Origin of the sequence: Algoriella sp., assembly GCF_036647415.1 — a bacterium.
Lineage (GTDB): Bacteria > Bacteroidota > Bacteroidia > Flavobacteriales > Weeksellaceae > Empedobacter.
The window spans coordinates 1-23,041 of sequence record NZ_JAVXKG010000022.1 but is presented as its reverse complement, the minus strand read 5'-3'; the positions used below and the strand labels follow the sequence as shown (position 1 = coordinate 23,041).

General features: G+C 31.0%; 26 protein-coding genes. 13 read left to right on the top strand and 13 right to left on the bottom strand.

Annotated elements, in window-relative coordinates; translation table 11 throughout:
- Window positions 1-75 precede the first annotated feature (75 nt).
- On the top strand, window positions 76-612 hold the full coding sequence (locus RSC72_RS10170; protein ID WP_332546536.1) for a lipocalin family protein: 537 nt from the start codon (window positions 76-78) through the stop codon (window positions 610-612).
- Between the two features lie 72 nt (window positions 613-684).
- Here RSC72_RS10170 and RSC72_RS10165 read toward each other — a convergent pair whose 3' ends face one another.
- Both RSC72_RS10165 and RSC72_RS10160 read right to left on the bottom strand, forming a co-directional pair.
- Window positions 685-2,055: a peptidylprolyl isomerase gene (locus RSC72_RS10165; protein WP_332566027.1), complete on the bottom strand. Its 1,371-nt coding sequence runs from the start codon at window positions 2,053-2,055 to the stop codon at window positions 685-687.
- 137 nt (window positions 2,056-2,192) lie between these two features.
- Window positions 2,193-3,059 carry a hydroxymethylglutaryl-CoA lyase gene (locus RSC72_RS10160; protein ID WP_332546540.1) on the bottom strand — a complete coding sequence of 289 codons (867 nt, stop codon included), beginning with the start codon at window positions 3,057-3,059 and terminating at the stop codon, window positions 2,193-2,195.
- A gap of 65 nt (window positions 3,060-3,124) precedes the next feature.
- Between RSC72_RS10160 and pepT the strand changes: the two genes are divergently transcribed.
- The 3 genes from pepT to RSC72_RS10145 all read left to right on the top strand — a co-directional run bounded on the left by pepT (window position 3,125) and on the right by RSC72_RS10145 (window position 7,112).
- The gene (pepT, locus tag RSC72_RS10155) at window positions 3,125-4,360 is read left to right on the top strand and encodes a peptidase T (protein ID WP_332546542.1); all 1,236 of its coding nucleotides are present in this window, start codon (window positions 3,125-3,127) and stop codon (window positions 4,358-4,360) included.
- Between the two features lie 101 nt (window positions 4,361-4,461).
- A complete protein-coding gene (locus RSC72_RS10150) occupies window positions 4,462-5,130 on the top strand; it encodes a head GIN domain-containing protein (protein ID WP_332546544.1) in 669 nt (222 codons plus the stop codon).
- 362 nt (window positions 5,131-5,492) lie between these two features.
- Window positions 5,493-7,112 (top strand): hypothetical protein, encoded by a 1,620-nt coding sequence (locus RSC72_RS10145; RefSeq protein ID WP_332546546.1) that lies wholly within the window; start codon window positions 5,493-5,495, stop codon window positions 7,110-7,112.
- A 50-nt stretch (window positions 7,113-7,162) separates the two neighbouring features.
- Here RSC72_RS10145 and RSC72_RS10140 read toward each other — a convergent pair whose 3' ends face one another.
- Window positions 7,163-8,434 carry a hemolysin family protein gene (locus tag RSC72_RS10140; RefSeq protein WP_332566028.1) on the bottom strand — a complete coding sequence of 424 codons (1,272 nt, stop codon included), beginning with the start codon at window positions 8,432-8,434 and terminating at the stop codon, window positions 7,163-7,165.
- A gap of 51 nt (window positions 8,435-8,485) precedes the next feature.
- Between RSC72_RS10140 and RSC72_RS10135 the strand changes: the two genes are divergently transcribed.
- Window positions 8,486-9,250 (top strand): M15 family metallopeptidase, encoded by a 765-nt coding sequence (locus tag RSC72_RS10135; protein ID WP_332546732.1) that lies wholly within the window; start codon window positions 8,486-8,488, stop codon window positions 9,248-9,250.
- Window positions 9,251-9,319: 69 nt separating this feature from the next.
- Entirely contained in the window at window positions 9,320-9,892 is a 573-nt protein-coding gene (locus RSC72_RS10130) for a hypothetical protein (protein ID WP_332546733.1), read from the top strand.
- 4 nt (window positions 9,893-9,896) lie between these two features.
- On the opposite strand, the gene RSC72_RS10125 is transcribed toward RSC72_RS10130, so the two are convergent.
- Window positions 9,897-10,508: an alpha-ketoglutarate-dependent dioxygenase AlkB family protein gene (locus tag RSC72_RS10125; protein ID WP_332546734.1), complete on the bottom strand. Its 612-nt coding sequence runs from the start codon at window positions 10,506-10,508 to the stop codon at window positions 9,897-9,899.
- A 305-nt stretch (window positions 10,509-10,813) separates the two neighbouring features.
- On the opposite strand from RSC72_RS10125, the gene RSC72_RS10120 reads away from it, so the two are divergent.
- Window positions 10,814-10,954, top strand: coding sequence for a hypothetical protein (locus RSC72_RS10120; protein ID WP_332546736.1), 141 nt, complete (start codon window positions 10,814-10,816; stop codon window positions 10,952-10,954).
- A 43-nt stretch (window positions 10,955-10,997) separates the two neighbouring features.
- Here the strand turns inward: RSC72_RS10120 and RSC72_RS10115 are convergent, their stop codons facing one another.
- A complete protein-coding gene (locus tag RSC72_RS10115) occupies window positions 10,998-11,345 on the bottom strand; it encodes a hypothetical protein (protein ID WP_332546737.1) in 348 nt (115 codons plus the stop codon).
- 90 nt (window positions 11,346-11,435) lie between these two features.
- On the opposite strand from RSC72_RS10115, the gene lpdA reads away from it, so the two are divergent.
- Complete coding sequence (lpdA, locus tag RSC72_RS10110; RefSeq protein WP_332546739.1) at window positions 11,436-12,827, top strand: dihydrolipoyl dehydrogenase; 1,392 nt, start codon at window positions 11,436-11,438, stop codon at window positions 12,825-12,827.
- A 219-nt stretch (window positions 12,828-13,046) separates the two neighbouring features.
- Window positions 13,047-13,805 carry a T9SS type A sorting domain-containing protein gene (locus RSC72_RS10105; protein WP_332546740.1) on the top strand — a complete coding sequence of 253 codons (759 nt, stop codon included), beginning with the start codon at window positions 13,047-13,049 and terminating at the stop codon, window positions 13,803-13,805.
- A 57-nt stretch (window positions 13,806-13,862) separates the two neighbouring features.
- On the opposite strand, the gene RSC72_RS10100 is transcribed toward RSC72_RS10105, so the two are convergent.
- Window positions 13,863-14,075, bottom strand: coding sequence for a heavy-metal-associated domain-containing protein (locus RSC72_RS10100; protein ID WP_332546741.1), 213 nt, complete (start codon window positions 14,073-14,075; stop codon window positions 13,863-13,865).
- A gap of 92 nt (window positions 14,076-14,167) precedes the next feature.
- On the opposite strand from RSC72_RS10100, the gene RSC72_RS10095 reads away from it, so the two are divergent.
- Together RSC72_RS10095 and RSC72_RS10090 are read left to right on the top strand one after the other, a co-directional pair.
- Complete coding sequence (locus tag RSC72_RS10095; RefSeq protein WP_332566029.1) at window positions 14,168-14,992, top strand: UDP-2,3-diacylglucosamine diphosphatase; 825 nt, start codon at window positions 14,168-14,170, stop codon at window positions 14,990-14,992.
- The gene (locus RSC72_RS10090; RefSeq protein ID WP_332566030.1) at window positions 14,993-15,970 is read left to right on the top strand and encodes a glycosyltransferase family protein; all 978 of its coding nucleotides are present in this window, start codon (window positions 14,993-14,995) and stop codon (window positions 15,968-15,970) included.
- Here RSC72_RS10090 and RSC72_RS10085 read toward each other — a convergent pair.
- From RSC72_RS10085 to RSC72_RS10065, 5 genes are read right to left on the bottom strand one after another with little or no spacing between them, the layout of a single operon-like run.
- Window positions 15,967-17,508: a TrkH family potassium uptake protein gene (locus RSC72_RS10085; RefSeq protein WP_332566031.1), complete on the bottom strand. Its 1,542-nt coding sequence runs from the start codon at window positions 17,506-17,508 to the stop codon at window positions 15,967-15,969. The two genes, RSC72_RS10090 and RSC72_RS10085, sit on opposite strands and share 4 nt — an antisense overlap.
- Window positions 17,508-18,875 (bottom strand): Trk system potassium transporter TrkA, encoded by a 1,368-nt coding sequence (gene trkA / locus RSC72_RS10080; protein ID WP_332545865.1) that lies wholly within the window; start codon window positions 18,873-18,875, stop codon window positions 17,508-17,510. Before trkA ends, RSC72_RS10085 begins: the two co-directional genes overlap by 1 nt.
- A gap of 23 nt (window positions 18,876-18,898) precedes the next feature.
- A complete protein-coding gene (gene prfB, locus RSC72_RS10075; protein WP_332545864.1) occupies window positions 18,899-19,999 on the bottom strand; it encodes a peptide chain release factor 2 in 1,101 nt (366 codons plus the stop codon).
- 45 nt (window positions 20,000-20,044) lie between these two features.
- The gene (locus RSC72_RS10070; RefSeq protein WP_332545863.1) at window positions 20,045-20,443 is read right to left on the bottom strand and encodes a hypothetical protein; all 399 of its coding nucleotides are present in this window, start codon (window positions 20,441-20,443) and stop codon (window positions 20,045-20,047) included.
- A 33-nt stretch (window positions 20,444-20,476) separates the two neighbouring features.
- Entirely contained in the window at window positions 20,477-20,878 is a 402-nt protein-coding gene (locus RSC72_RS10065; protein WP_332545862.1) for a DUF6146 family protein, read from the bottom strand.
- Between the two features lie 38 nt (window positions 20,879-20,916).
- On the opposite strand from RSC72_RS10065, the gene arsC reads away from it, so the two are divergent.
- Window positions 20,917-21,261 (top strand): arsenate reductase (glutaredoxin), encoded by a 345-nt coding sequence (gene arsC / locus RSC72_RS10060; RefSeq protein WP_332545861.1) that lies wholly within the window; start codon window positions 20,917-20,919, stop codon window positions 21,259-21,261.
- 61 nt (window positions 21,262-21,322) lie between these two features.
- The gene (locus tag RSC72_RS10055; RefSeq protein WP_332545860.1) at window positions 21,323-21,559 is read left to right on the top strand and encodes a hypothetical protein; all 237 of its coding nucleotides are present in this window, start codon (window positions 21,323-21,325) and stop codon (window positions 21,557-21,559) included.
- A 53-nt stretch (window positions 21,560-21,612) separates the two neighbouring features.
- Here the strand turns inward: RSC72_RS10055 and RSC72_RS10050 are convergent, their stop codons facing one another.
- Together RSC72_RS10050 and RSC72_RS10045 are read right to left on the bottom strand one after the other, a co-directional pair.
- Complete coding sequence (locus tag RSC72_RS10050; protein ID WP_332545859.1) at window positions 21,613-22,689, bottom strand: peptidylprolyl isomerase; 1,077 nt, start codon at window positions 22,687-22,689, stop codon at window positions 21,613-21,615.
- Between the two features lie 26 nt (window positions 22,690-22,715).
- On the bottom strand, window positions 22,716-23,041 hold a 326-nt coding region (locus RSC72_RS10045; RefSeq protein WP_332578489.1), incomplete at its 5' end, for an FKBP-type peptidyl-prolyl cis-trans isomerase.

Genomic DNA, 23,041 nt, shown 5'->3' with positions numbered 1-23,041 from the left:
TTAAATCAAATAATTAATTCTAATTTTTTCAATTTTATTTTTATTGATACATTTGCAACTTAACATTTTAGATAAATGAATTTAAAAAAATTAGCCCTTGCTGCTCTTGCAATAGGGACAACTGCATATATTGTAAATCATAATAAGAAGAATGTAAAGTATAAACCTGCTCAGAATTTTGATTTGGGAGGATTTCTAGGACGTTGGTATGAAATTGCTCGTATAGAAAATAAAGTGCAAAAAAATCAAACCAATGTTACGCATCGTTTTACGTTAAATGAAGAAAAAGGATCATTAGACATTATTGTACGTGGTTTTGATGCAAAGAAAAAAGCTTGGGATAAAACCGAAGGAATAGGGAAGCAGGAGATAGAAAATGTAGGAAAATTATCGACAACATTTTTACCTATTTTCGCTAAACAATTGAATATTATTGATTTTGATAAAGAATACAACAATGCTTTAGTTGCAAGCGAAGATTACAAATATTTGTGGATATTATCTCGTAAAAAAGAGATTTCGGAAAAAGTAAAAACACGTTTTCTAGATTCAGCTAAAAAAGTTGGCTTTGATACAAATAAGTTAATTTGGCCATCTCAAATTACAAAATAGGACGTAATTAGTTAGAATTAAGATATAAAAAAAGCTCGAGAATTTCTCGAGCTTTTTTGTATAATAAGAATTTTATTTTATTTGTTTTTTCTCCCAATCAATAGGGAAATCACAATTTTTGTATGCATCTCCAATTTTAATAAACGCATCACCAACTTGTCTTTTTACCCAGTCTAGTAGCATTGTACGTTCTTTGTCTTGCACTGCAAATTTCTGAATACGGTAATAATCGTCTTCATAATTAATTTTGTGAGCAGGATAAAATTTATCAACTTTTAAAAGACGTAATGCTTTTTTGTTCTCAAAATCATCTTCAAAAACATTTGATAAATCACCTTGATTTAATCCTGATATTGCTGTAAACATATTTAAAGGTAAAGCCATTTTCTCGAAACGATCTTCTCCAGAATTAGGATTTGTTAAGTTTCCAGAATTAAATTTTGTGTATTTATCATTAGAAAATTTAAGCGCCGCATCTTTAAATGTCATTTTATTGTCATTTATTAAAACTCGAATAGAGTCTAATTTGTTCGTTGCTGCTTTTATCTCTTCTTCTGTCGGTTTTAATGAAATTAAGATGTGACGTAAATCTAATTCTTGTCCTTTACGTTTTTCTAATTTAACAATATGGTAACCAAAATCAGTCTTGAATGGATCAGAAATCTCTCCTTCTTGTAAGTTGAATGCAACAGCATCAAACTCTTTTACCATTTTTCCACGGCTTACTTTTTTGTATTCACCACCGTTATTAGAAGAACCTGGATCTTCTGAATATAAAATTGCTTTTGTTGCAAAAGATGCACCTTCTTCAATTTCTTTTTTGATTTCTTTTAACTGATCAATAATTTTTTGTTGATTTTCTTCCGAAACTTCAGGATAAAGAACAATATGACTTAATGATAATTCATCTTTTACGTCAGGTAATTCACCTTGGTGTTTTTCGAAAAACAAACGAACTTCTTCTGGTGTCGCATCAGCACCTTTAACAACCATTGTACGTTTTTCACGTGCATAAATGTTGTCTTCAACCAAATAGCGTGTTTCATTTTTTAATTCTGCCATTGTACGGAAACCAAAAAAGTCTAAAATTTGCTTTTCACTTCCAGCTTGGGCAATCCAACCATCAACTTGAGAATTTAATTGGCGTGTAACTTCATCTTGTGTTACTTTAATTAAAGTATCTTGTCTTGCACGATCCACTAACATTTTGTCTAGCATCATGTCATTCAAAAAATCACATTTATCTTCTGTTTTAATACCTTGTTGTTTAGACATTAAAAAATCACGATCAACATCCGATTCTAAAACAATTTGATCACCAATTACAGCAGCAATACCATCTACTTTTGCAAGGCGTGTTGGTTTTGTTTGTGCAGTTTGCGCAAAAGTATTTACAGTAAATAATGTTGCAATTAACAACATCAAACTCGTTTTAAATTTCATATACTTTAATTTCATTTTTGATATTCTAAGCATCGGTTTTATTATTACCGATGAGCAAATTTAACTTTTTTTGTCAAAGTCTACGAAATTTTAATTTCCTTTAACAAAAGAATTGATTTTTTAGTTTATTGTTAAGACTAAATTAAGCCAAATGTTTTTAACGAAACATTCCAAGCTGATTCAAAATCAAATAAATTTAAACCATGCTTTTCTTTGTGTTCATTTGCAAAACTAATTAATTTTTCGGTAGGCATATTACCAACCATTTCACTTTGTGACATTGGACATCCTCCTAATCCTTTTATTGCACCATCAAAACGTCTACAACCATTGTCATAAGCTGCTTTTACTTTTGGATGCCAGTTAGAATATTCGGTATGAAAATGTGCGCCAAATTCTATTTCTGGATAGTGAGGAATTAAATTCTGAAATAAATCAGAAACAGTTTTTTCATCTGCAACGCCAATCGTATCAGACAAATTGATAGATGTAATTCCAATATCCGCAAATCTTTGCGACCATTCTTTTACAATTTCTTCATTCCATTCTTCTCCATAGGGATTTCCAAATGCCATCGATAGATAAATTAACATATGTTTACCATTATCGCTAGTAATTTGATTAATTTCTTTCACCAATTCAAAAGCTTCTTCACGGCTTTTATTTGTGTTGTATTGCTGAAAATTTTCTGAGATAGAGAAAGGAAAACCTACAATATCTACTTTTTCATGCTCATTCGCTTTTATAGCGCCACTACGATTGGCAACAACAACAGATAATTTTGATTTAGATGTGCTTTTATCAATATTATTCAACACTTCTTGGGTATCGGCCATTTGTGGAATAGCTTTAGGAGACACAAAGCTTCCACAGTCAATTGCCTCAAAACCTACTGTTAATAAACGATTTAGATAATCTATTTTAGCGTCAGTCGGAATAAAATCTTTACGACCTTGCATAGCATCCCGTGGGCATTCAATAATCTTAAAAGTTAGTTCACTCATTTTTTTGGGTTAATTTGCGCTTTAAAGGTAGATAATTTACTAATTTTGACAAAAATTAAAACGCAATGCAAACAGAATGGAGAGAAAAGTTGGTTAACCGCTTTTTAAAATATGTTAGTGTTTACACAGAAAGTGAGGCTTTTTTAGATAAATTTCCAAGTACAGATCGTCAGTGGGATTTAGCAAATTATTTGGTTGAAGAATTGAAACAAATTGGTTTGGAAGATGTTTCGATAGACGAAAATGGATATGTTTTTGGATTTGTTCCTTCTACTGTAGCACACGAAGTATCTACAATTGGTTTTGTTTCGCACATGGATACATCACCAGATTATACTGCAGAAAATGTAAAACCTCAAATTTGGGAAAATTATGATGGTGGAGATATCAAGTTAAACGAAAACATGATTTTGTCTCCTTCAGAATTTCCAGAATTATCTCAATATAAAGGTCAAACAATCATTACAACAGATGGTACAACATTATTAGGTGCTGATGATAAAGCAGGAGTTGCAGAAATTGTAACAGCTGCAGAATATCTTATCGCTCATCCAGAAATAAAACACGGTCGTATCGCAATTGGTTTTACACCTGATGAAGAAGTTGGTCGTGGTGCAGATTTCTTTAATGTAGAAAAGTTTGGAGCAGAGTGGGCATATACAATGGACGGTTCTGAGATTGGAGAATTAGAGTACGAAAACTTTAATGCAGCTTCTGGTATTGTAACAATCAAAGGAAAATCTGTTCACCCAGGTTATGCAAAAGATAAAATGATCAATGCAGCTAATTTAGCGATGGAATTTGCTTCTCAATTTCCAAGTGATGAAGTTCCTGAATTAACAGACGATCGCGAAGGATTTTTTCATTTAGCAAAAATGTCTGGAAATGTAACTGAAGCTAAATTGGTTTATATTATTCGTGACCATGACATGGAGCAATACGAAGCGCGTAAAGCATTATTTTTACAAATTGCAGCTGATATGCAAGAGCGTTTTGATCACGAAGTGATTACTGCAACAGTTTCTGATCAATATTTTAACATGATTGAAAAAGTGAAAGAAAAATTTCAATCTGTAGAAATTGCAGAACAAGCACTTATAGATTGTGGCGTTACACCAAACATCAAACCAATTCGTGGTGGTACAGATGGTTCACGTTTATCTTTTATGGGATTACCTTGTCCAAATATCTTTGCTGGTGGACATAATTTTCACGGACCATACGAATATGTTCCTGTAGAATCTATGTTAAAAGCAACAGAAGTTATTGTACGTATTGCTGAATTAACAGCTCAAAAATAAAAGAAAAATAGTTTCATAAGAACTTATTTTTAATAGAGAGTTTTCTTTTTTGGTTTGAATTTTGTGTAACTTAATCAAATCAAAATAAGAAAACTTTTTTTATGAGAAATATTGTATTAACAGCTATTGCGTTATTTGGAACTCAATTCGCATTTGCGCAAACAGAAAGAAATGTAGGCGATTTTAATTCATTAAAAGTATATGATAAAATTCCTGTTGAATTAATATCTTCAAACAAAAATTTAGTTGAAATAGACGGTGTAAATGCTGAAGATGTTCAGGTTGAGAATAACAACGGAGAGTTGAAAATAAAATTATCGGGTACAAAATTAATGCAAGGTGATGGTGCTACGGTAAAAGTATTTTACAAAAACTTGTACGATATACAAGCAAGCCAAGGTTCTCGAATTTATTCTGATGACGAAGTTGAATCACAAGCCTTGAATCTTACTTCAAATGAAGGTTCATCAATCAAATTACCTATTGATACAAAAAAATTAGATGTTAAGATAAATTCTGGTGCAGAAGTTATTTTAACAGGTAAAGCAGAATCTCAAACTGTTATTGCTAATTCTGGAGGAAAATATTATTCTAAAACCTTAAAAGCAGAAAATTCATCGTTAACGACAAACGCAGGAGGAGTAATAGAGGCTACATCTACAAAATCTGTAGAAGCCAAAACACGTGCAGGAGGAGTAATAGATATTTATGGAAATCCGAAACAACGCAACCAGAAAAAAGTTGCAGGAGGACGAATAAACTTTAAGTAAAATAACTCGTTGTGCATTTTGAATTAAAATTCGTCAATTCAAGTGATTTTTAGAAATGACACTTCGATAAACTCAGTACAAGAATGAATAAAAATTGTATCGAGAATAGAATTTTATCTTCTAAAACCTTATTCTCGATACAAAATTCTTACAGAATTTCACTCGAATTGACGGTTTAATTGCTAAAATTATCAAAATGCTCAACGGGTTAAAAATATAAAAAAAGAGCTTTATAAAAGCTCTTTTTTTATGTCCTAAATATTTGTTAATTAGTTAATAATATATTGTTTTTTTTTATTATTTTTACATGACGTTAATCACAATGTATTCTTCATCTACCTGCTAATCAATACGAATTCATTATGAAAAAAAGTTTACTTAGCCTTAGTTTACTTGGTGTTTGTATAATGACAAATGCACAAGTTGGTATCGGAACAAACGATCCAAAAGCTACTTTAGAAGTTAAAAAATCGATAACTACACCTACAACAGCTATAGATGGAATTATTGCTCCTAATATAACAAAATTAGAATTAGCAAGTAAAGTTGGCGTGACTTATGGTATAGCGCAGACTGGAGCCATAGTTTATGTAACAACAATTAATACAGTTGCTTCTGAACCTAGTGTAACACAAGTCGCAAATATTAATACAATAGGTTATTATTATTTTGACGGAACTGTATGGCAAAGCTTGAAGCCAGTAGAACCTTGGAACCTTGCCAATTCTAGTACGTCCGCAACAAGCAATACACAAAATATTTATCAAAGTGGTAGAATTGGTCTTAATTCAGCTACAATAGCAGGTAATACAAACTATTTCAAAACACATGATGCGGTAAGAGCCATAGAAATTATAGGTGATGGTAATGAATCAGATGATATTTTGATTCGCTCTTTTTCTAGCGCTGGTTCAGCAACAGGACAACTGTTTCAGCAAGCATCAAGAGGTACAGCTGCATCACCTGCTCCTGTACAAAACGGAGACGGTGTAGGTACACTAACATTTGCTGCCAATGGAGCTGCGAGTGGTGTAGCTTTTGTAGAGGCAGCAAACATAAAAGCGGTTGTAGGACCAACTGGAACTATATCTTCTACTTCTGTACCTATGGACTTAGCTTTTTCTACGGGAATAGCCAATAACCCAACTGAAACAATGCGTATTTCTTCTGCTGGTAATGTTGGTATAAAAACGACTACACCAAATGCAACATTGGATATTGTAGGAGCCCCAACAGTTACAACTACGCTAGATGGAGTAATACCACCAAGAATTACAGGAGACCAATTAAAAGCAAAAACTTATACTGCAGCACAAAATGGAGCATTAGTATATGCTACTGTACAAGTTACAACTTCTGTGTCTACAGATCAAACTGTTAATGTAAATATACCAGGTTTATATTATTTTGATGGTCCTAGTTTAAAATGGATTTATTTAGGATCTAATCCTATAATGACTAATTTTAGAGCACAGACATTTCAAGCTTTAAATGAAACAGCTTTTACAGATCAGATAATAACTTTTATTCCTGGAAATAGTGTTGTAAATTCAGCTACAACATTCAATGACACAAATGATGAATTTACAGTGTTATATGATGGGAGCTATCAATTATCTGCTTTTATTGGTTTTAATGCGAATCAACCTAATTTAGCAACAGCAAGAGATTATATAGCAGTTAATTTAAAAATACAAATTTCAACAACGGCTGTACCAGCTTGGAATGATGCTACAGGAATTAGAAGTACTTTTGTTGGAATTGCAGCAGGTGTTGGTACTGCGATTCAGGTTCCAAGTACAATATTAGAGTTGAAAGCTAGTGATAAATTAAGATTTGTTATACAACGTCCAGATTTAACCATTGGATCAGATAGCAAAGCTAATTCTCCATTTGGAGTTTTTCCACCAGGAAATGGTCATATAAATAGACCTATTGGTCAAAATTACACAAAATCATTGACGATATTGAAAGTTAGATAGTCGTGTGTAATTAAATAAAAACAAAGCCCAACATTTTTGTTGGGCTTTGTTTATTTATGGTAAGCTAATATTTTATCAATACGATTACCATCTTTATCTATAATTTCTAAGGTCAAATCGTCGACCGTAATTTTATCCCCAACATTTGGCATTGTTTCTAAATAATGATAAAATAATCCCGAAACAGTTACAAATAGATTCTCAATTTCTTCATCAATATCAATTCCGAAATATTTCTCGAATTCATAAATAGAAAATTGCCCATCTATTAGCCACGAACCATCTTCGCGTTCTACAATTTCAAAATCTTCGTCTTGATTTTCGGGCATTTCGCCAATCAACTCATCCATAATATCGTTTACTGTTACAATACCCGCTGTTGTACCATATTCGTCAATCATTACAGCAACATGCGAATGTGAGTTTTGTAACTGCTCTAGCAAGGGATAACAGAACGAGTTTTCGTTAACAAAAATAGCTTTTCGTAGAAATTTTTTCAACTGAAAATCTTCTCTACTTGTTCCAAATAAATCTTTCAGATTAATAAAACCAATAATCTGATCCAAATTATCTGCCTTACAAACCGGATAAGCCGAATGTTTATCTTTTTTTATTTTAGAACGAACGGTGTCATAATCATCTGTAACAGATAAAAAAACAATCTCAGAACGATGTGTCGCTAATGTATTTACACGACGATCACCTAGCTCAAAAACACGTTCCAGAATTTCGTGTTCTTTTTCTTGAATTTCGCCACCTTCGGTACTTTCTTTTATAATATTCTTTATTTCTTCTTCGCTTACAACTTCACCAGAATTATCTTTAATTCCGAAAAGTTTCAGAAAAGCATCATTTGTAGCCGTTAACAACCATACGAAAGGAGATGTAATTACAGACAAAAATTTCATAGGTTTTGCTACAATTGTCGATACAGCTTCGGGAAATCGCATACCCAATCTTTTTGGTAATAATTCACCAAATACAATAGAAAAATAAGTGATAATAACTACCATTACAATAGCTGCTGCGGTTTTTGCGTAAGGAGCTATGAATGATATTTTAGATAAAAAATCAGTTAAATCTGTTGTTAATTTATCACCTGAGAAAACTCCTAATAAAATTCCAATCAAAGTAATTCCGATTTGTACAGTTGATAAAAATCGATTAGGATTTTCAGCTAATTCTAATGCGGTTTTTGCACCAGAACTTCCTTTTTTCATTTCATTTTCTAGTTTAAATTTTCTTGATGAAACGAGTGCCATTTCCGACATCGAAAAAATTCCATTCAATAAAATCAACACAATTATTATAAGTATCTCCACTTTTATTTTATATTTTTGATAAAAATAAACCAAATTCTAATACCCAACGTAATGTCTCAATTTAATCGTTTAAAAAATTCTTATTTATTTCTACTTATTTTCTTTGTAACTATAAGTTGTGTTTTAGGAAATAGTGAACAAGTGCAAATGAATTCAGATACAATTTATACAAATTACACAACCGCAGACCTTATTGGTAAAGGTAATCCTACAATGGTTGGTAAAGATTATAAGCTATTGCCAGAAGTTGCAAAACAATTTGAGTTGATGAAGAGCGAAGCGCAAAAAGCAGGTTTCAAAATACATGTTGTTTCTAGTTACCGCAATTATACATACCAAAATGGTATTTGGGAGCGTAAGTATAAAGCAAATCAAGCTAAAAAAATTGCAGCAAAACAAAATATAGATAAAATAATAGAGTATTCTACAATTCCAGGAACATCTCGCCATCATTGGGGAACAGATTTGGATATTATTGATGCAACAAAAGGAATTCCTAGTGATCCGTTAAACGAAAAACATTTTAATGTAGGTGGATCAATGCATAAATTTAAACTTTGGTTAGATGAAAATGCCTCAAAATATGGATTTTACTTGGTTTATACAGACAATGTAAATAGAAAAGGTTTCAAATACGAGCCTTGGCATTTTACATATAAAGCGATTTCTAAACCGATGTTAGATGAATACAAAAAACTAAATATAAAGAAAGTTTTACAAGAGAATAAGTTGTTGGGAAGCGATAATTTTACCGATGATTTTATAGAAAAATACACGAAAGAAAATATTTTAGATATTAATCCTGTTATTAAATAGTTAAAGCTCCTTTTTGGAGCTTTTTTTGCAGTACATTTAGAATATCAAATTATTTGTTTACTATTCATCATGAAATTACATTTTATCATAGCTCTATTTTTTAGCATCAATTCTATAATTTTTGCAAAAGATGTGGTGGTAAAAGATTTTGATGGCGATGGTAAATTTGATAAGATTATGATTGATTATGAAACAAAAAAACTTGTTTTTCTTCTCTCTTCTTTAGACTATAAAAAACAAACAAGTTTGGCTTTCTCTGAATTGCCAAGAACAGCATTTTTAGAAGAAACAAAAAATGGTTTTAAGTTTGAAAATAAAATAGATAATATTGTATTTACAACTTATTTTAGATACAATCGCCAAACAAAAACCATTGATTTAACTGCTCTGAAACGTAAAATAGTTTCGGATGATTATTCAATAGAAAATGGAGAGTCTAGCTTTATTTCTGCTACACAAGAATTTGTAGGAAAATGGCTTAGTTTAGATAAAAAATCAAATAAAGTTATTCAACTTCCGATATTAAAAACCAAATTAGATTTTGAGCCAATTCTTTTAAATGATTTTAATGATGATTATTTGAAAAAATTTAATCAACAAAGTATAGCCTTCTATAAAGATGAAATTTCTAAACAGAAATAATTTTTTATTCTAAATCAATTGTTCTAAACGTTAGATTAATACGTGGATGACTTATTTTTTTAGTAGGAGGTAAGCGATGCAGCCAATTTTCTTGCGTAGAGCCTTTCATTACCAATAAACTTCCACTTGCTAAATTTAATGCAATAACTTCTTTGGATTGTTTATGTTTAAACGCAAATTTTCTTTCCGCACCAAAACTTAACGAAGCAATTGCACCATGATGTTTTAGTTGTTTTTCACCATCACTATGCCAAGCCATTCCTTCGGAACCATCGTGATAGAGATTCAATAAACATGAGTTGTACGTTTCTCCAGTTTTTTCTTCAGCCAAATCTTTTAGTTGCTTCAAGGTTTCTGTCCAAGGTAAAGCTGTTTTTGTAATTTTAGAATAGGTGTATGCAAAAGGAATATCTCCGTACCAAGCTATTTTTCGTTTGGTTTCGATTAATTTTCCAAAAATGCTGGCTTGATCATTTTTCCAATCAATTTCATTTAATAAAATAGTATAATAATGATGTGCTTCTTCATTACTCATAATTTGCCCAAAATAATTGACAATTCCATCATTTGGTAAAAGATTCTCTGTACAATCGTATAAATCATTAAATAAATCCATTTATTATTTCTTTAGTTGATAACTGATTTAGGTCTATACTTCTTGATAAATCAAAAACACGATTAATAGGTGCATTGATATTTGTTGTAATTTGAATTGATTTCATAATATAAATAACGATAGTTTAAAGATATCATAAAGAATAGTTAAAATAAATATCAAAATAATTTGTTAGTTAAAAAAAACTTTATACTTTAGTTATAAGTAATTAACACACACAAATGAAAAAACTAAATTTTAAGCACTTAATCTTTTTCTACCTAATCAGTTTTGTTTTAGTTTCGATTTCAGGTTTTCTAAAAATTATGAAGGTAGAATTGGCTGATTCTTTATTAGACGTAACTTTTGCAATCTCTATATTTACATTAGTTATCGTATTAATAACCCATTTCAAGAAAAATACAAAAAAGAAAGTAGACTATAAAATGAATAATTTAGATTTTTAAAAAAAATTATCAAGCCTCTATTTTAAATAAAAAAAGCAACGAATTATTTCGTTGCTTTTTCTGTTAAATACGGTTCAAATTTTAATCCTTTTATGGTATAAGGATCAAATCCTTGGTATAAATTTATTAATAATTGTTTTACTTGAAAATAAGTAAAAAGCGTAGAATAGGACGCTTGTTCCTCATAAACAGGTATTTCTACCAAAAATAAAAAACGATCATATTTTGAAATCTGAACAGTATTTCCATCTTGATTTACCAAACCTATATAACTGCCGTCATAATCGGGTAGGTTATGAAAAATCTCAATAGCTTGTTGCAAACTACCTTCTAAAGGTAATTCTGTTTCGACAATTAAGTCATCTGCATAATTTTCAAAGAATATTTTCACAATGCAAAAATAAGAAATTTTAATCTATTTTACGGAATCGCTTTTATTTCATTCAATAATTATTAAATTTACATTCAAATTATGGAAAAAATGAGTTACGACATTATAGTTATTGGAAGTGGTCCTGGTGGATACGTAGCAGCTATTAGAGCAGCACAATTAGGTAAAAAAGTAGCAATCGTAGAAAAAGCTGAGTTAGGAGGAATCTGCCTGAATTGGGGATGTATACCAACAAAAGCTTTGTTAAAGTCTGCACAAGTATTTAAATATTTAAATCATGCAGAAGATTTTGGAATAAACTTACCTTCAGATATTTCATTTGAATTCGGAAATGTGGTTTCTCGTAGTAGAGGAGTTGCAGATCGTATGAGCAAAGGTGTTCAATTCTTAATGAAAAAAAATAAGATTGAAGTTATTCAAGGTGAAGCGAAAGTTTTACCAGGAAAAAAAGTGAAAGTTACTGCTGCAGATGGCTCAGTAAATGAATTAACTTCAGAAAATATTATTATTGCAACTGGAGCTCGTTCTCGCGATTTACCAGCTTTACCACAAGATGGTAAAAAAGTAATTGGTTATCGCCAAGCTTTGGTATTAGAAAAACAACCAAAATCTATGATTGTTGTAGGTTCTGGCGCTATTGGAGTTGAGTTTGCTCATTTCTACAATACATTAGGAACAGAGGTAACAATTGTAGAGTATTTACCAAGAGTAGTACCTGTAGAGGATGAAGATATTTCGAAACAATTACAATTATCTCTTAAAAAATCTGGAATTAAGATTTTAACAAATGCTGAGGTTACTGGTGTTGATACAACTGGAGATTTAGTAAAAGCAACAATAAAAACAGCGAAAGGAGAAGAAATTCTTGAAGCTGAAGTTGTTTTATCTGCTGCAGGAGTTGTTCCAAATACAGAAAACATCGGTTTAGAAGAGGTTGGTATAGCAACAGAAAGAGGTAAAATTGTTATCAATGATTTTTGTGAAACTTCTGTAAAAGGATATTATGCAATTGGTGATGTTGTAAAAGGAGCTGATTTGGCACACTTAGCATCTGCACAAGGAATTTTATGTGTAGAGCACATTGCTGGTGAAAAAGTAGAACCAATCGACTATGGGAATATCCCAGGTTGTACATACTGTTCTCCAGAAATTGCATCTGTAGGTCTTACAGAAGCAAAAGCAAAAGAAGCAGGTTACGAAGTAAAAGTTGGTAAATTTCCTTTCTCAGCAAATGGAAAAGCTGTAGCAAATGGAGCTGCTGACGGATTTGTAAAGGTTGTATTTGATGCAAAATATGGTGAATGGTTAGGTTGTCACATGATTGGTGATGGTGTTACAGAATTAATTGCTGAAGCAGTTGTTGCACGTAAATTAGAAACAACAGGACATGAAATCATGAAGTCAGTACATGCTCACCCAACAATGGCAGAAGCTATTATGGAGGCTGTAGAAGATGCTTATGGACATGCAATTCATATCTAAAATATAATAGAATTAATCTTTCAGATTAATATAATAAAAAAGCGATTCATTTTGAATCGCTTTTTTGTTGAATTAATGTATACATATTATTGTGTCAGATGGCTTATTTTTATATGTCAAAGATTAATAAATGGTTAAATACGTTTTAGGAAATTAAAATGTTTTCGAAAACTAAATATTAATCCTATATTTGTTATAAATAAATTTAAAAATACAAATATGAAAAAATTCTATTCTTTAGTAGCGGTTGCTGCTTTATCAACTTTATCTTTTGCACAATCTCAAGAAACGGTTACATTCAAATTTGCTGATTCAGGATACGCGAATGCTCAAGATGTAACTACAGGTAATATTATTTCTGGTAAAATTACTTTTGAAGCTTCAGCAAATGGGTCAAGTAATACACCAAAATATTACACAACAGGAACAAGTTTGAGATTGTATTCTAATAATGCAGATGGTAATGGAAATTCTTTAGCTGTAAAAGCTGTAGGAACATTAAAAATAAACTCTGTAAAAATTGTAACAGATACCTTTGCAGATTATGCACCTATGAGTGCTATAGTTACAGTTGACGGTGTTGTTGTTCCAACTGTAAAAGATCCTGCTAATGCTAATATTTACGTGGTTAATACAACTACTCCTGCGTCAAATATTACTATTAAAAATGCGCAAACAGGAACTTCAGCGCAAATAAGAATTCAAAATTTAGAGATTGTTTATACAGGTTCTTTAGGTGTAGCTGATTATTCTCAAGCAGCTCAAGCAGTTTCTAACACATTATGGGCAAATACTGCTGTTTTCAATGTAAAAGAAAAAACTACTGTAGAAGTTTATAACATGAACGGACAATTAGTAAAATCTTTTGAAGTGAATGGAGTTCAAAACGTAAATGTTTCTTCTTTAGTTAAAGGAGCTTATGTAGTTAAAACAACTACAAACGGTAAAACAACAACTCAAAAAGTAGTTAAGAAATAAATTTAATATTCTTATTAATACAAAAAAAGCGATTCAAAATGAATCGCTTTTTTTATATTAATTTTCTAGTTTTCTAATTTTAAACCCAGCATCGGTAACAGCTTCAACAACATCTTCTTCATCTTCAGATGTCGTTACCGTTAAAATCTTTTTTTCATCACTCGTATCAACCTTCCAGTTATTTTTACCAACAACTTCGTCTAAAAAAGGTTTAACAGATTTGATACAACTATCACAATTTATATTTGTTTTGAATTTTAATTCTGACATAATTTTACAATTTAGACTCAAATTTATAAAGATTTCATAAGATTTAGACAATGTTTAAGTAATATTTGATTCCGAAATTTAAATAAAAATCAATGAGACGTAATCTTGATGTTGTAATTCTTTCGGATGTTCATTTAGGAACTCATGGTTGTAAAGCACAAGAGTTGTTAGCTTATTTACAATCAATCAACCCTAGAAAAATTATTTTGAATGGTGATATTATTGATATTTGGAATTTTAAGAAAAGTTATTTTCCAGAATCTCATCTTCAGGTGATTAGTTATTTATTAAATCTTTCGGAACAAGGAATTCCAATCATTTATATTACAGGAAATCATGACGAATTATTACGAAAATTTAAAACAATGAGTTTTGGTAATGTATTGTTGACAGATAAATATATGTTGAAACAAGCTGATAAAATAGCGTGGATTTTTCATGGAGATGTATTTGATGCTTCAATTCAACATTCCAAATGGGTTGCAAAACTTGGAGGTTGGGGATATGATCGTTTAATTCAGATTAATCATATTATCAATTTAGGATTGGAGTTTTTAGGAAAAGAAAAATATTCGTTGTCAAAAAAAATAAAAAATTCAGTTAAAAAAGCAGTTAAACATATTAATGATTTTGAACAAACAGCAGCCGAACTAGCGATAGAAAATCAGTACGATTATGTTATTTGTGGGCATATACATCAGCCACAGTTGCGAAAAGTGAAAACAGAAAAGGGTAGTTGTATTTATATGAATTCTGGTGATTGGATAGAAAATCTTTCGGCTTTAGAATTTCATAATAATCAATGGACAATTTTTTATTTTGAAGATCACAAAAAAGAATTAATGCAAAATTTAGAAGAAGTTGAGTTTAATTATTCACTTGATGAACTTATTATTTCAATATTAGATAATAAGTAAATGAAGATTTTATACGCTTTGCAAGGAACGGGTAACGGACACTTGACACGTGCACAAAAAATATTACCAATTCTTGAGAATTATGGTGAATTAGATGTTTTTATGAGTGGCTCGAACACTCAATTGAAATTAGATAATTATGATGTAAAACAACGTAAAGGTTTGTCTTTGTTTTATAATGAACTTGGAGAAGTTTCGTATAAAAAAATGATAAAACAGAATAGTTTTAAATCTTTTTTGAATGATGTTAATTGTTTTCCAATAGATGATTATGATTTAATTATCAACGATTTTGAACCAATAACAGCATATTCTGCTAAAAAAAAGAAGAAAAAAATTATAGGTTTAAGTCATCAAGCTTCACTTTTATTTGAGGAAACTCCGAAAGTAAAAAATAAAATTGGAGAGAAAATAATCAAGTATTACGCGCCAACTACGACACATTATGGTTTTCATTTTGATACGTATAATGATTCAATTTTTTTGCCAATTATTCGTGATAAAATTCGTGTATTGGATGCCAAACAAGAAGAATTTTATTTGGTTTATTTACCTAGTTTTCATCCTGTTGAAATCATAGTGTGTTTGTCATCGGTGAAAGAATCGAATTGGAAAGTTTTTTCTCCATTTGCGAAAACACAATCAAAACAATTCAACGTAGAAATTTTTCCAGTAGATGAACATTTATTTACTAAAAAATTAGCAAATTGTAAAGGTGTTTTGTGTGGAGCAGGTTTTGAATTACCTGCTGAAGCCATTTATTTAGAGAAAAAATTATTTGTAATTCCTATACAAGGTCAATATGAACAAATGTGTAATTGTGAAGCTTTAAAGAATATTGGCGTTGATTATTCGAATGATTTGAACCGAGATAAAATTCAAAAATGGGTTGATTCGAGTAAAGTAATTCGTAAAAACTTTCCTGATCAAACGGAGGAAATTATCTCACAATTGATGATTAGACATAATATGGGTTAATTATTTTTCCAGAAAGCAGGTGTAAATAAAATTAAGATTGTAAATAATTCTAATCGACCCAATATCATTAGAAAACAACACAATAGTTTTGCACCATCTGTTAATGAATTCATAGATGTTCCTGGACCATATTCACCAATTCCTGGACCAACATTTCCTAATGTAGATGCAGTGATGGTAAGTGATGTCAAGATATTTTGAAAACTCATAGTTATACCATAATTCAGCATTGCAAATAGAATTGAGCTGGCAATCCAAGTAAACATAAACATGACAAAAAATGCCATAACATGAAATACAATTGACTGATTAAGTGAACGATTATTGTAACGAACTGGTATTATTGCGTTTGGATGTAAAATACGTTTAAATTCTACCCAACTGTTTTTCAATAAAATAACATGACGAATTACTGTAATTCCTCCAGATGTAGATCCAGCCGAGCCTCCAATAAAAAATAAGGAGAAGAAAATAAGCGTGGTAATACTTAACCAACTTGTATAATCTTCCATTGCTAGAGCTGTTGTAGAGGCAATAGAAACAACATGAAATAATGAACTTCGGAATGAATGTTCAAAATTAAACCACGAGTAAGTTTCTGTAGAGTAAGTTGGATAAACAATAAAAAATAATGCTAAGAAAACGATTGTTGTAACAACTGCAATCAACCCAACCCACCATCTAAATTCTTCGTTATTCCATATTTTTTTGAATTGTCCTTTGATCATTAAATATATTAATGCAAAGTTTGTTCCGCCCAAAAACATCATGACAATCAGTACATATTGAATAAAAACATTATTATTCCAATACATAATTCCTTCATTTTTTGTAGAAAAACCAGCCGTTGCAATAACACTCATAGAATGATTTGTTGCATCAAAAAGATTCATTCCTCCAAAATATAAAAGTGCAGCAAAAAAAGCAGTTAAACCAAGGTAAACCAACCAAAGATTTTTAGCAGTTTCTGTAATTCTAGGATGTATTTTATCGGTGTAAATTCCAGGAGCTTCTGCCATAAAAAGCTGACGTCCACCAATTCCTAAAAATGGTAAAATAGCAATAGTAAGAACGATAATTCCCATACCACCAATCCAATTGGTTGTACTTCGCCAAAACAAAATACTTTTTGGTAAACTTTCTACATCATCATAAATAGATGTTCCCGTTGCTGTATAGCCAGAAACTGTTTCATAAATAATATTGACAACACTAAAATTTTCTGTAATTATGTGATCATTTGGAAGAAAAAAAAGTGAGGTAACATAGGGTAAGCATCCGGACAAAATTAAGAAGAGCCAGCCTACACAGACAACGATATAACCTTCGCGTTTGTTGATATGCTTGCGTCTATCACGTGTTAAAAACATCATTGCTAAACCTCCAAAACCGACCAAAAATCCTGAAAGTAGAAAAGGATAAGTGAGATGATCATCAAAATAAACGCTAACGCATGTTGCGATAAACATGAATATGGCATTTAGTAATAATAATACACCCGAAAGGTTAAGAATTACTTTGATGTTTAATGATTTCATTATTTAAAATATTTTGTCACTTTTGGAATTAAATTGGCTTGACTGAAAACGACAACATGGTCATTTGGTTCGATAACAAAATCTTTTGTAGGAATAAAACCATCATTTCTACGAACAATTCCAGCAATGATAGCTCCATCTTTAAATGGAAAATCATGAACTTTTTTGTAAGCAATTTCAGAATCTTCGTTAATTTTAAATTCTAAAACTTCGGCGTCTAAATCTGAAATACCTGTAACATCAATCACAGAGCCTTGGCGTATGTAACGAAAAATACTATCTGCGGTTAACAATTTTTTATTGATAAATGCATTTATTCCAACTTCTTGACTTAGATGTATATAATCGATATTTTCGACTAAGGCAATGGTTTTTTTAACACCTTTTGATTTTGCCAAAAGACAAGACATGATATTGGTTTCGGAACTTCCTGTAACTGCAATAAATGCATCAGAATCAGAAATACCTTCTTCTGTTAATAATTCACCATCACGACCATCACCATTGATAATCAGTATATTATTTAATTCGTCGGCTAAATCAAAAGCTTTATTTCGATTGATTTCTAATAGCTTAACATTGTGTTTGTTTTCTTTTAGAATTTTAGAAGTTTTCACTCCAATACTTCCTCCTCCTAAAACAATTATGTTTTTGAAATACTCTTGTTTTTTGCCTAAAATTTTATAAATTTCTAAGATTCCCGATTTTTTTACGATAAAATAAACATGATCATCTATTCTAAAATCTGTCTCAGGTTCGGGAATAATTGTTTTGTATTCTCCGCGTTCATTACTTCTAATAATTGCAATTGGTGTAAAAAGATTTTCGTCGCCACCTTTTGCTGTAATGTACATGTCTTTGTACTTTTTATCTAAAATTTTACAATCTTGATCCAAAACAGTACCTACCATAAACAATTGCCCATTTGCGAAAGGATGCATAGCATTAAAAGCTGATTGCTGTACCAAAGAATAAATTTCGTCGGCGGCCAATTTTTCGGGACTTATTAGTGCATCAATACCCATTCCTTGTACCCAAATTTCATTTTCTTTGTGTAAAAATTCTGGATTAGAAATACGAGCTAAAGTACGTTTAGCGCCCAAATCTTTGGCAATAGAAGCACTGGTAATATTTGTGTTTTGAAGATGAGTAACAGATATAAACATGTCTGCTTCATCAACACCAACCTCTCGCAATGCTTTGAAAGATGTAATATCACCACGATAAGCCATTACATCTAATGAATTTTCGATCATGGTTAATTTATCTTTATCCATATCCATAATGACGATGTCATTCATCTCATTAGATAGTAATTTTGCTAAGTGAAATCCTACTTCACCAGCACCTCCGATAATGATTTTCATTTAAGAAAGTTTAAATGTGAACTTTATTTTGAGGTTTCTTTTTGCCCCATCAACATCAAGAAAGCTTTTAAGAAATCATCAATTTCACCATTCATCACAGCATCTACATTTCCAGTTTCATGACCTGTACGTACGTCTTTCACTAATTTGTAAGGATGCATGACATAATTTCGAATTTGAGATCCCCATTCAATTTTCATTTTATTGGCTTCAATTTCGTTTCGAGCAGCCATTTTTTTCTCTAACTCAATTTTATATAATTCAGATTTTAACATTTCCATTGCACGTTCACGGTTTGCTAATTGCGAACGCTCAATTTGACAAACTACAACAATACCTGTTGGTTTATGTGTTAACTGAACTTTAGTTTCTACTTTATTTACATTTTGCCCTCCAGCACCTCCAGAGCGAGAAGTTTGTAGTTCTATATCTGCAGGATTAATGTCAATTTCTATTGTATCATCTACAATTGGCGAAACATAAACAGAAACAAAACTTGTGTGGCGTTTTGCATTACTGTCAAATGGAGAAATACGTACCAAACGATGTACACCATTTTCTCCTTTTAGATAACCGAAAGCAAATTCACCGTCAATTTCTAAAGTTACTGTTTTTACACCTGCGACATCACCTGCTTGATAGTTTAACTCTTTTACTTTGTATCCATTTTTTTCTGCCCACATTAAATACATACGCATCAACATAGAAGCCCAATCGCAAGATTCCGTTCCTCCGGCACCAGCTGTGATTTGTAAAACGGCACCTAGGTTATCACCTTCTTCTGAAAGCATATTTTTGAACTCGATATCTTCTAAAAGTTTTACAACAATCTCGTATTGTTCTTGTACTTCTGCATCAGAAACATCACCTTCTTTGTTAAATTCTACAAGAACTTCAATATCATTTACTGCATTTGCAATGGCTTGATATGCTTCAATCCATTTCTTTTTTCCACGTAAAACTTTCATAAAAGCTTCCGCTTCTTTGGGATTGTTCCAAAATTCTGGTGAAGCCGCAACTTCTTCCTCATTTTGAACTTCGATTTCTTTTTGTTCGATTTCCAAATATTCGTGCAAAGCTTGCGTACGTTTTTGGATATCTTTTAGTAATTCGTTGTTAAACATAATTGCAAATGTATAAAATTTGAAGTTTTTGGTATGTATAAGATTTTAGGGTTTTATTGTTTGATCATCTTTTCCGTTCCAAGAAAGAATCTTGTACGTAAAACCTTCTTCGGTTTTCATTTCGTGATCTTTCAAAATTAAAAAAGTATCATCCCAATCTTCTTCTTCATAACTAATTACCCAAAATAATTCATTAAATAAGAAACCTTCTAAAATATAAAAAAGTTCTTCTGACGAATCAACCTGATAAGTAGTAAAAGGAAAGTCTCCACGTAACCAAATTTTATCATCTTCGGATGTTTCGATATATAAATCGCCAAATTTAGATTTATATTCATTTTCGATATGAAATTCTAATAATTCTGTTCCTTGTTTATTTTTTCCTTCTAAATCGGGAAAAGTTTCTATTATTTGATTGTATATTTCTGTTGAGTACTCGTTCATCTTTCTAAAATTGACTTGCAAAAATAAACGATATTATCTAATTCTGACACGATATTTATGTTCAATAAAGCGAAAGAAATTAAATAGTTTATATTCAAAATCTAAACCATAATCAATATTTGGGTCTAAATCGATACTTACGGCATACAAATCTGGATTATAAGTCATAGGCATCATGTGTCGTTGATTCCAGATTGTGACATATCTTCTATTTTGAGATTCATAATATTCTTTCGAATAAAATGATTTTGGCGGGGCTGTTGTTTTTAAATAAATATCATATTGAGGGTCAAAAACGACAATATCATAATCACCATCTTCATTTGGTTCAAATTTTAATGAGTTGTCATCTTTATTAGGAGTAGAGGTTGTTTGATTGGTTGTACAAGTAAAAAATAGGAGAGAAACGCTGATTAATAAGAATAGCTTTTTCATAATTTTTAATTTGATTAAATTTACTAAAAATTAATGATATGTACACGATTTTACATAATTCGCGTTGCGGGAAAAGTAGAGAAGCAATGAAAGTTCTAGAAGATTCTGGAAAAGAGTTTGAGGTAAGAGAATATTTGAAAGAACCTTTGACTAAACAAGAACTTCAAGCGATTTTATCAAAACTTAAATTAAAACCAATAGAACTTATCAGAACAAATGAAGATGAATGGAAAACTAATTTTAAAGGTAAAGATTTGTCTGATGATGAGGTTTTAGATGCTATGGTACAATTTCCGAAATTGATACAACGACCTGTTGTTTTTGATGATAAGAATGGAGTAGTTGGTCGTCCAAAAGAATTAGTAGAAGAATTTATAAAATAATTGATTATTTTAGTTTGGATTAATAATTGTATTATATCTAGAAATCATAAACTTATAAACTATGAAAATTTTAGATTTATTGTCGAAAAGTCAAACAAATAAAGGTTCGAAAATTGGTCTTTTAACAACCGCAGCAACTACAGGAGTTACAGTTGCAAAATTTTTAGGAAAAAGATCAATATATGGTATTGTAGGAGGTATTGCGGTTTCGCTTGCAGCTGATTATATCATGAAAAAATATGAAAAGAAACTTGCAACAGAAAACGAAGATAAAGCGCTTGTTGTAGAAGATAAATAGTATAAAAAAAACCTCGCAATTGCGAGGTTTTTTATGAAATTATGTCTTAAATTTTAGTTTAAAACTTCCATATCAAAATATAAAGTTGCGTTTGGTGGAATTACACCGCTTGCGCCTCTTGATCCGTAACCTAAATCTGAAGGAATGATTAAGAAAACTTTAGAACCTCTGTTAAACATAGTTAAAGCTTCCATCCATCCTTGGATTAATCCTGTTACACCAACTGTAGCGTCTAATGGTTGACTTCTGTCATAAGAAGAATCTAATTTTTCTCCATCGTTAAGACGTAAAGTATAATGTACTTTGATATCGTCTCCTTGAACTGGTTTTGCACCTGTACCTTCTTCTAAAATTACATATTTTAAACCAGATGGCGTAGATAATGCTTTTGCTTCTAATTCTTTTTGGCGAGCAATTTCAGCATCTTTTTCAGCTTTTACTTTTGCTTCAGCTTCAGCTTGTTTTTTTGAATGGTTTGCTTTTGCAGCTTCAAAAGCTTCAACACCATCGTATTTAGCGTATTTATCACCTTTACGAGCGATTTCTACTTTTTCTATAACTACGGGAACAACAGGTTTGTCGTTTGATGTTTTTTCTACATTTGCAATAGAGTCTACAACATCTAAACCTTCTACTACTTGTCCGAAGATTGAGTGACGATTGTCTAACCAAGGCGTAGGAACTTCTGTAATAAAAAATTGAGAACCATTAGTTCCAGGTCCAGAATTTGCCATAGATAAAACACCTTTTTTATCGTGTACTAAACTTGCGTCAAATTCGTCTTCAAAATCATATCCAGGTCCACCAGTTCCAATTCCGTCAGGATCTCCACCTTGTATCATAAAATCTTTGATAACGCGGTGAAAAACAATTCCATCATAAAAAGGAACTCCTTTTGCTTTTGCTTTATTTTCTTTTTTACCTTCTGCCAAACCAACAAAGTTAGCAACCGTCATAGGAGCTTGTTCTTCGTATAATTTGATTGTCATTGCACCATGATTTGTTGTCATTTTTGCATACAATCCGTCTTCTAAATTTTTAAATTCTTCTTTGCTCATCGATTTTGGAATTTTAACGCCACAACTAACTAAAGTAGTAATAACAGTTAAGATTAATAATAGTTTTTTCATTTCTTTTACAGTCGTGTATATACAAATTAGTGTTTTCTTATTTTTAAGACTTTTACGTCCATAATGATTGGTTCATTAGGTCCAATTTTTCCTTCGTCACCATAGCCACCATAACCTAAAAATGAAGGTAATAATAGTTTTGCTGTTTCACCTTCTGGTATTAGTTGTAAACCAGCATGTAAACCTCGCGCTAAATCAATTTTACCTAAAATAGCTTTTTTGATGCCGTTTTCTTGAAACGAGTAAATTATATTGTTTTTTAAATCAGTTACTTGATATTCAAATTCTATATAATCTCCTTTGTTAGCTGTTTGTGGTGTTTTTTCTCCTGAATTCGAAATCCAAAAACCAG

What these genes read in the sequence shown, in the direction of transcription:
- RSC72_RS10170 (WP_332546536.1), top strand. Translation starts at nt 76, where the DNA reads ATGAATTTAAAAAAATTAGCCCTTGCTGCTCTTGCAATAGGGACAACT.
- RSC72_RS10165 (WP_332566027.1), bottom strand. Translation starts at nt 2,055, where the DNA reads ATGAAATTTAAAACGAGTTTGATGTTGTTAATTGCAACATTATTTACT.
- RSC72_RS10160 (WP_332546540.1), bottom strand. Translation starts at nt 3,059, where the DNA reads ATGAGTGAACTAACTTTTAAGATTATTGAATGCCCACGGGATGCTATG.
- pepT (WP_332546542.1), top strand. Translation starts at nt 3,125, where the DNA reads ATGCAAACAGAATGGAGAGAAAAGTTGGTTAACCGCTTTTTAAAATAT.
- RSC72_RS10150 (WP_332546544.1), top strand. Translation starts at nt 4,462, where the DNA reads ATGAGAAATATTGTATTAACAGCTATTGCGTTATTTGGAACTCAATTC.
- RSC72_RS10145 (WP_332546546.1), top strand. Translation starts at nt 5,493, where the DNA reads ATGAAAAAAAGTTTACTTAGCCTTAGTTTACTTGGTGTTTGTATAATG.
- RSC72_RS10135 (WP_332546732.1), top strand. Translation starts at nt 8,486, where the DNA reads ATGTCTCAATTTAATCGTTTAAAAAATTCTTATTTATTTCTACTTATT.
- RSC72_RS10130 (WP_332546733.1), top strand. Translation starts at nt 9,320, where the DNA reads ATGAAATTACATTTTATCATAGCTCTATTTTTTAGCATCAATTCTATA.
- RSC72_RS10125 (WP_332546734.1), bottom strand. Translation starts at nt 10,508, where the DNA reads ATGGATTTATTTAATGATTTATACGATTGTACAGAGAATCTTTTACCA.
- RSC72_RS10120 (WP_332546736.1), top strand. Translation starts at nt 10,814, where the DNA reads ATGAAGGTAGAATTGGCTGATTCTTTATTAGACGTAACTTTTGCAATC.
- lpdA (WP_332546739.1), top strand. Translation starts at nt 11,436, where the DNA reads ATGAGTTACGACATTATAGTTATTGGAAGTGGTCCTGGTGGATACGTA.
- RSC72_RS10105 (WP_332546740.1), top strand. Translation starts at nt 13,047, where the DNA reads ATGAAAAAATTCTATTCTTTAGTAGCGGTTGCTGCTTTATCAACTTTA.
- RSC72_RS10100 (WP_332546741.1), bottom strand. Translation starts at nt 14,075, where the DNA reads ATGTCAGAATTAAAATTCAAAACAAATATAAATTGTGATAGTTGTATC.
- RSC72_RS10095 (WP_332566029.1), top strand. Translation starts at nt 14,168, where the DNA reads ATGAGACGTAATCTTGATGTTGTAATTCTTTCGGATGTTCATTTAGGA.
- RSC72_RS10090 (WP_332566030.1), top strand. Translation starts at nt 14,993, where the DNA reads ATGAAGATTTTATACGCTTTGCAAGGAACGGGTAACGGACACTTGACA.
- RSC72_RS10085 (WP_332566031.1), bottom strand. Translation starts at nt 17,508, where the DNA reads ATGAAATCATTAAACATCAAAGTAATTCTTAACCTTTCGGGTGTATTA.
- trkA (WP_332545865.1), bottom strand. Translation starts at nt 18,875, where the DNA reads ATGAAAATCATTATCGGAGGTGCTGGTGAAGTAGGATTTCACTTAGCA.
- prfB (WP_332545864.1), bottom strand. Translation starts at nt 19,999, where the DNA reads ATGTTTAACAACGAATTACTAAAAGATATCCAAAAACGTACGCAAGCT.
- RSC72_RS10070 (WP_332545863.1), bottom strand. Translation starts at nt 20,443, where the DNA reads ATGAACGAGTACTCAACAGAAATATACAATCAAATAATAGAAACTTTT.
- RSC72_RS10065 (WP_332545862.1), bottom strand. Translation starts at nt 20,878, where the DNA reads ATGAAAAAGCTATTCTTATTAATCAGCGTTTCTCTCCTATTTTTTACT.
- arsC (WP_332545861.1), top strand. Translation starts at nt 20,917, where the DNA reads ATGTACACGATTTTACATAATTCGCGTTGCGGGAAAAGTAGAGAAGCA.
- RSC72_RS10055 (WP_332545860.1), top strand. Translation starts at nt 21,323, where the DNA reads ATGAAAATTTTAGATTTATTGTCGAAAAGTCAAACAAATAAAGGTTCG.
- RSC72_RS10050 (WP_332545859.1), bottom strand. Translation starts at nt 22,689, where the DNA reads ATGAAAAAACTATTATTAATCTTAACTGTTATTACTACTTTAGTTAGT.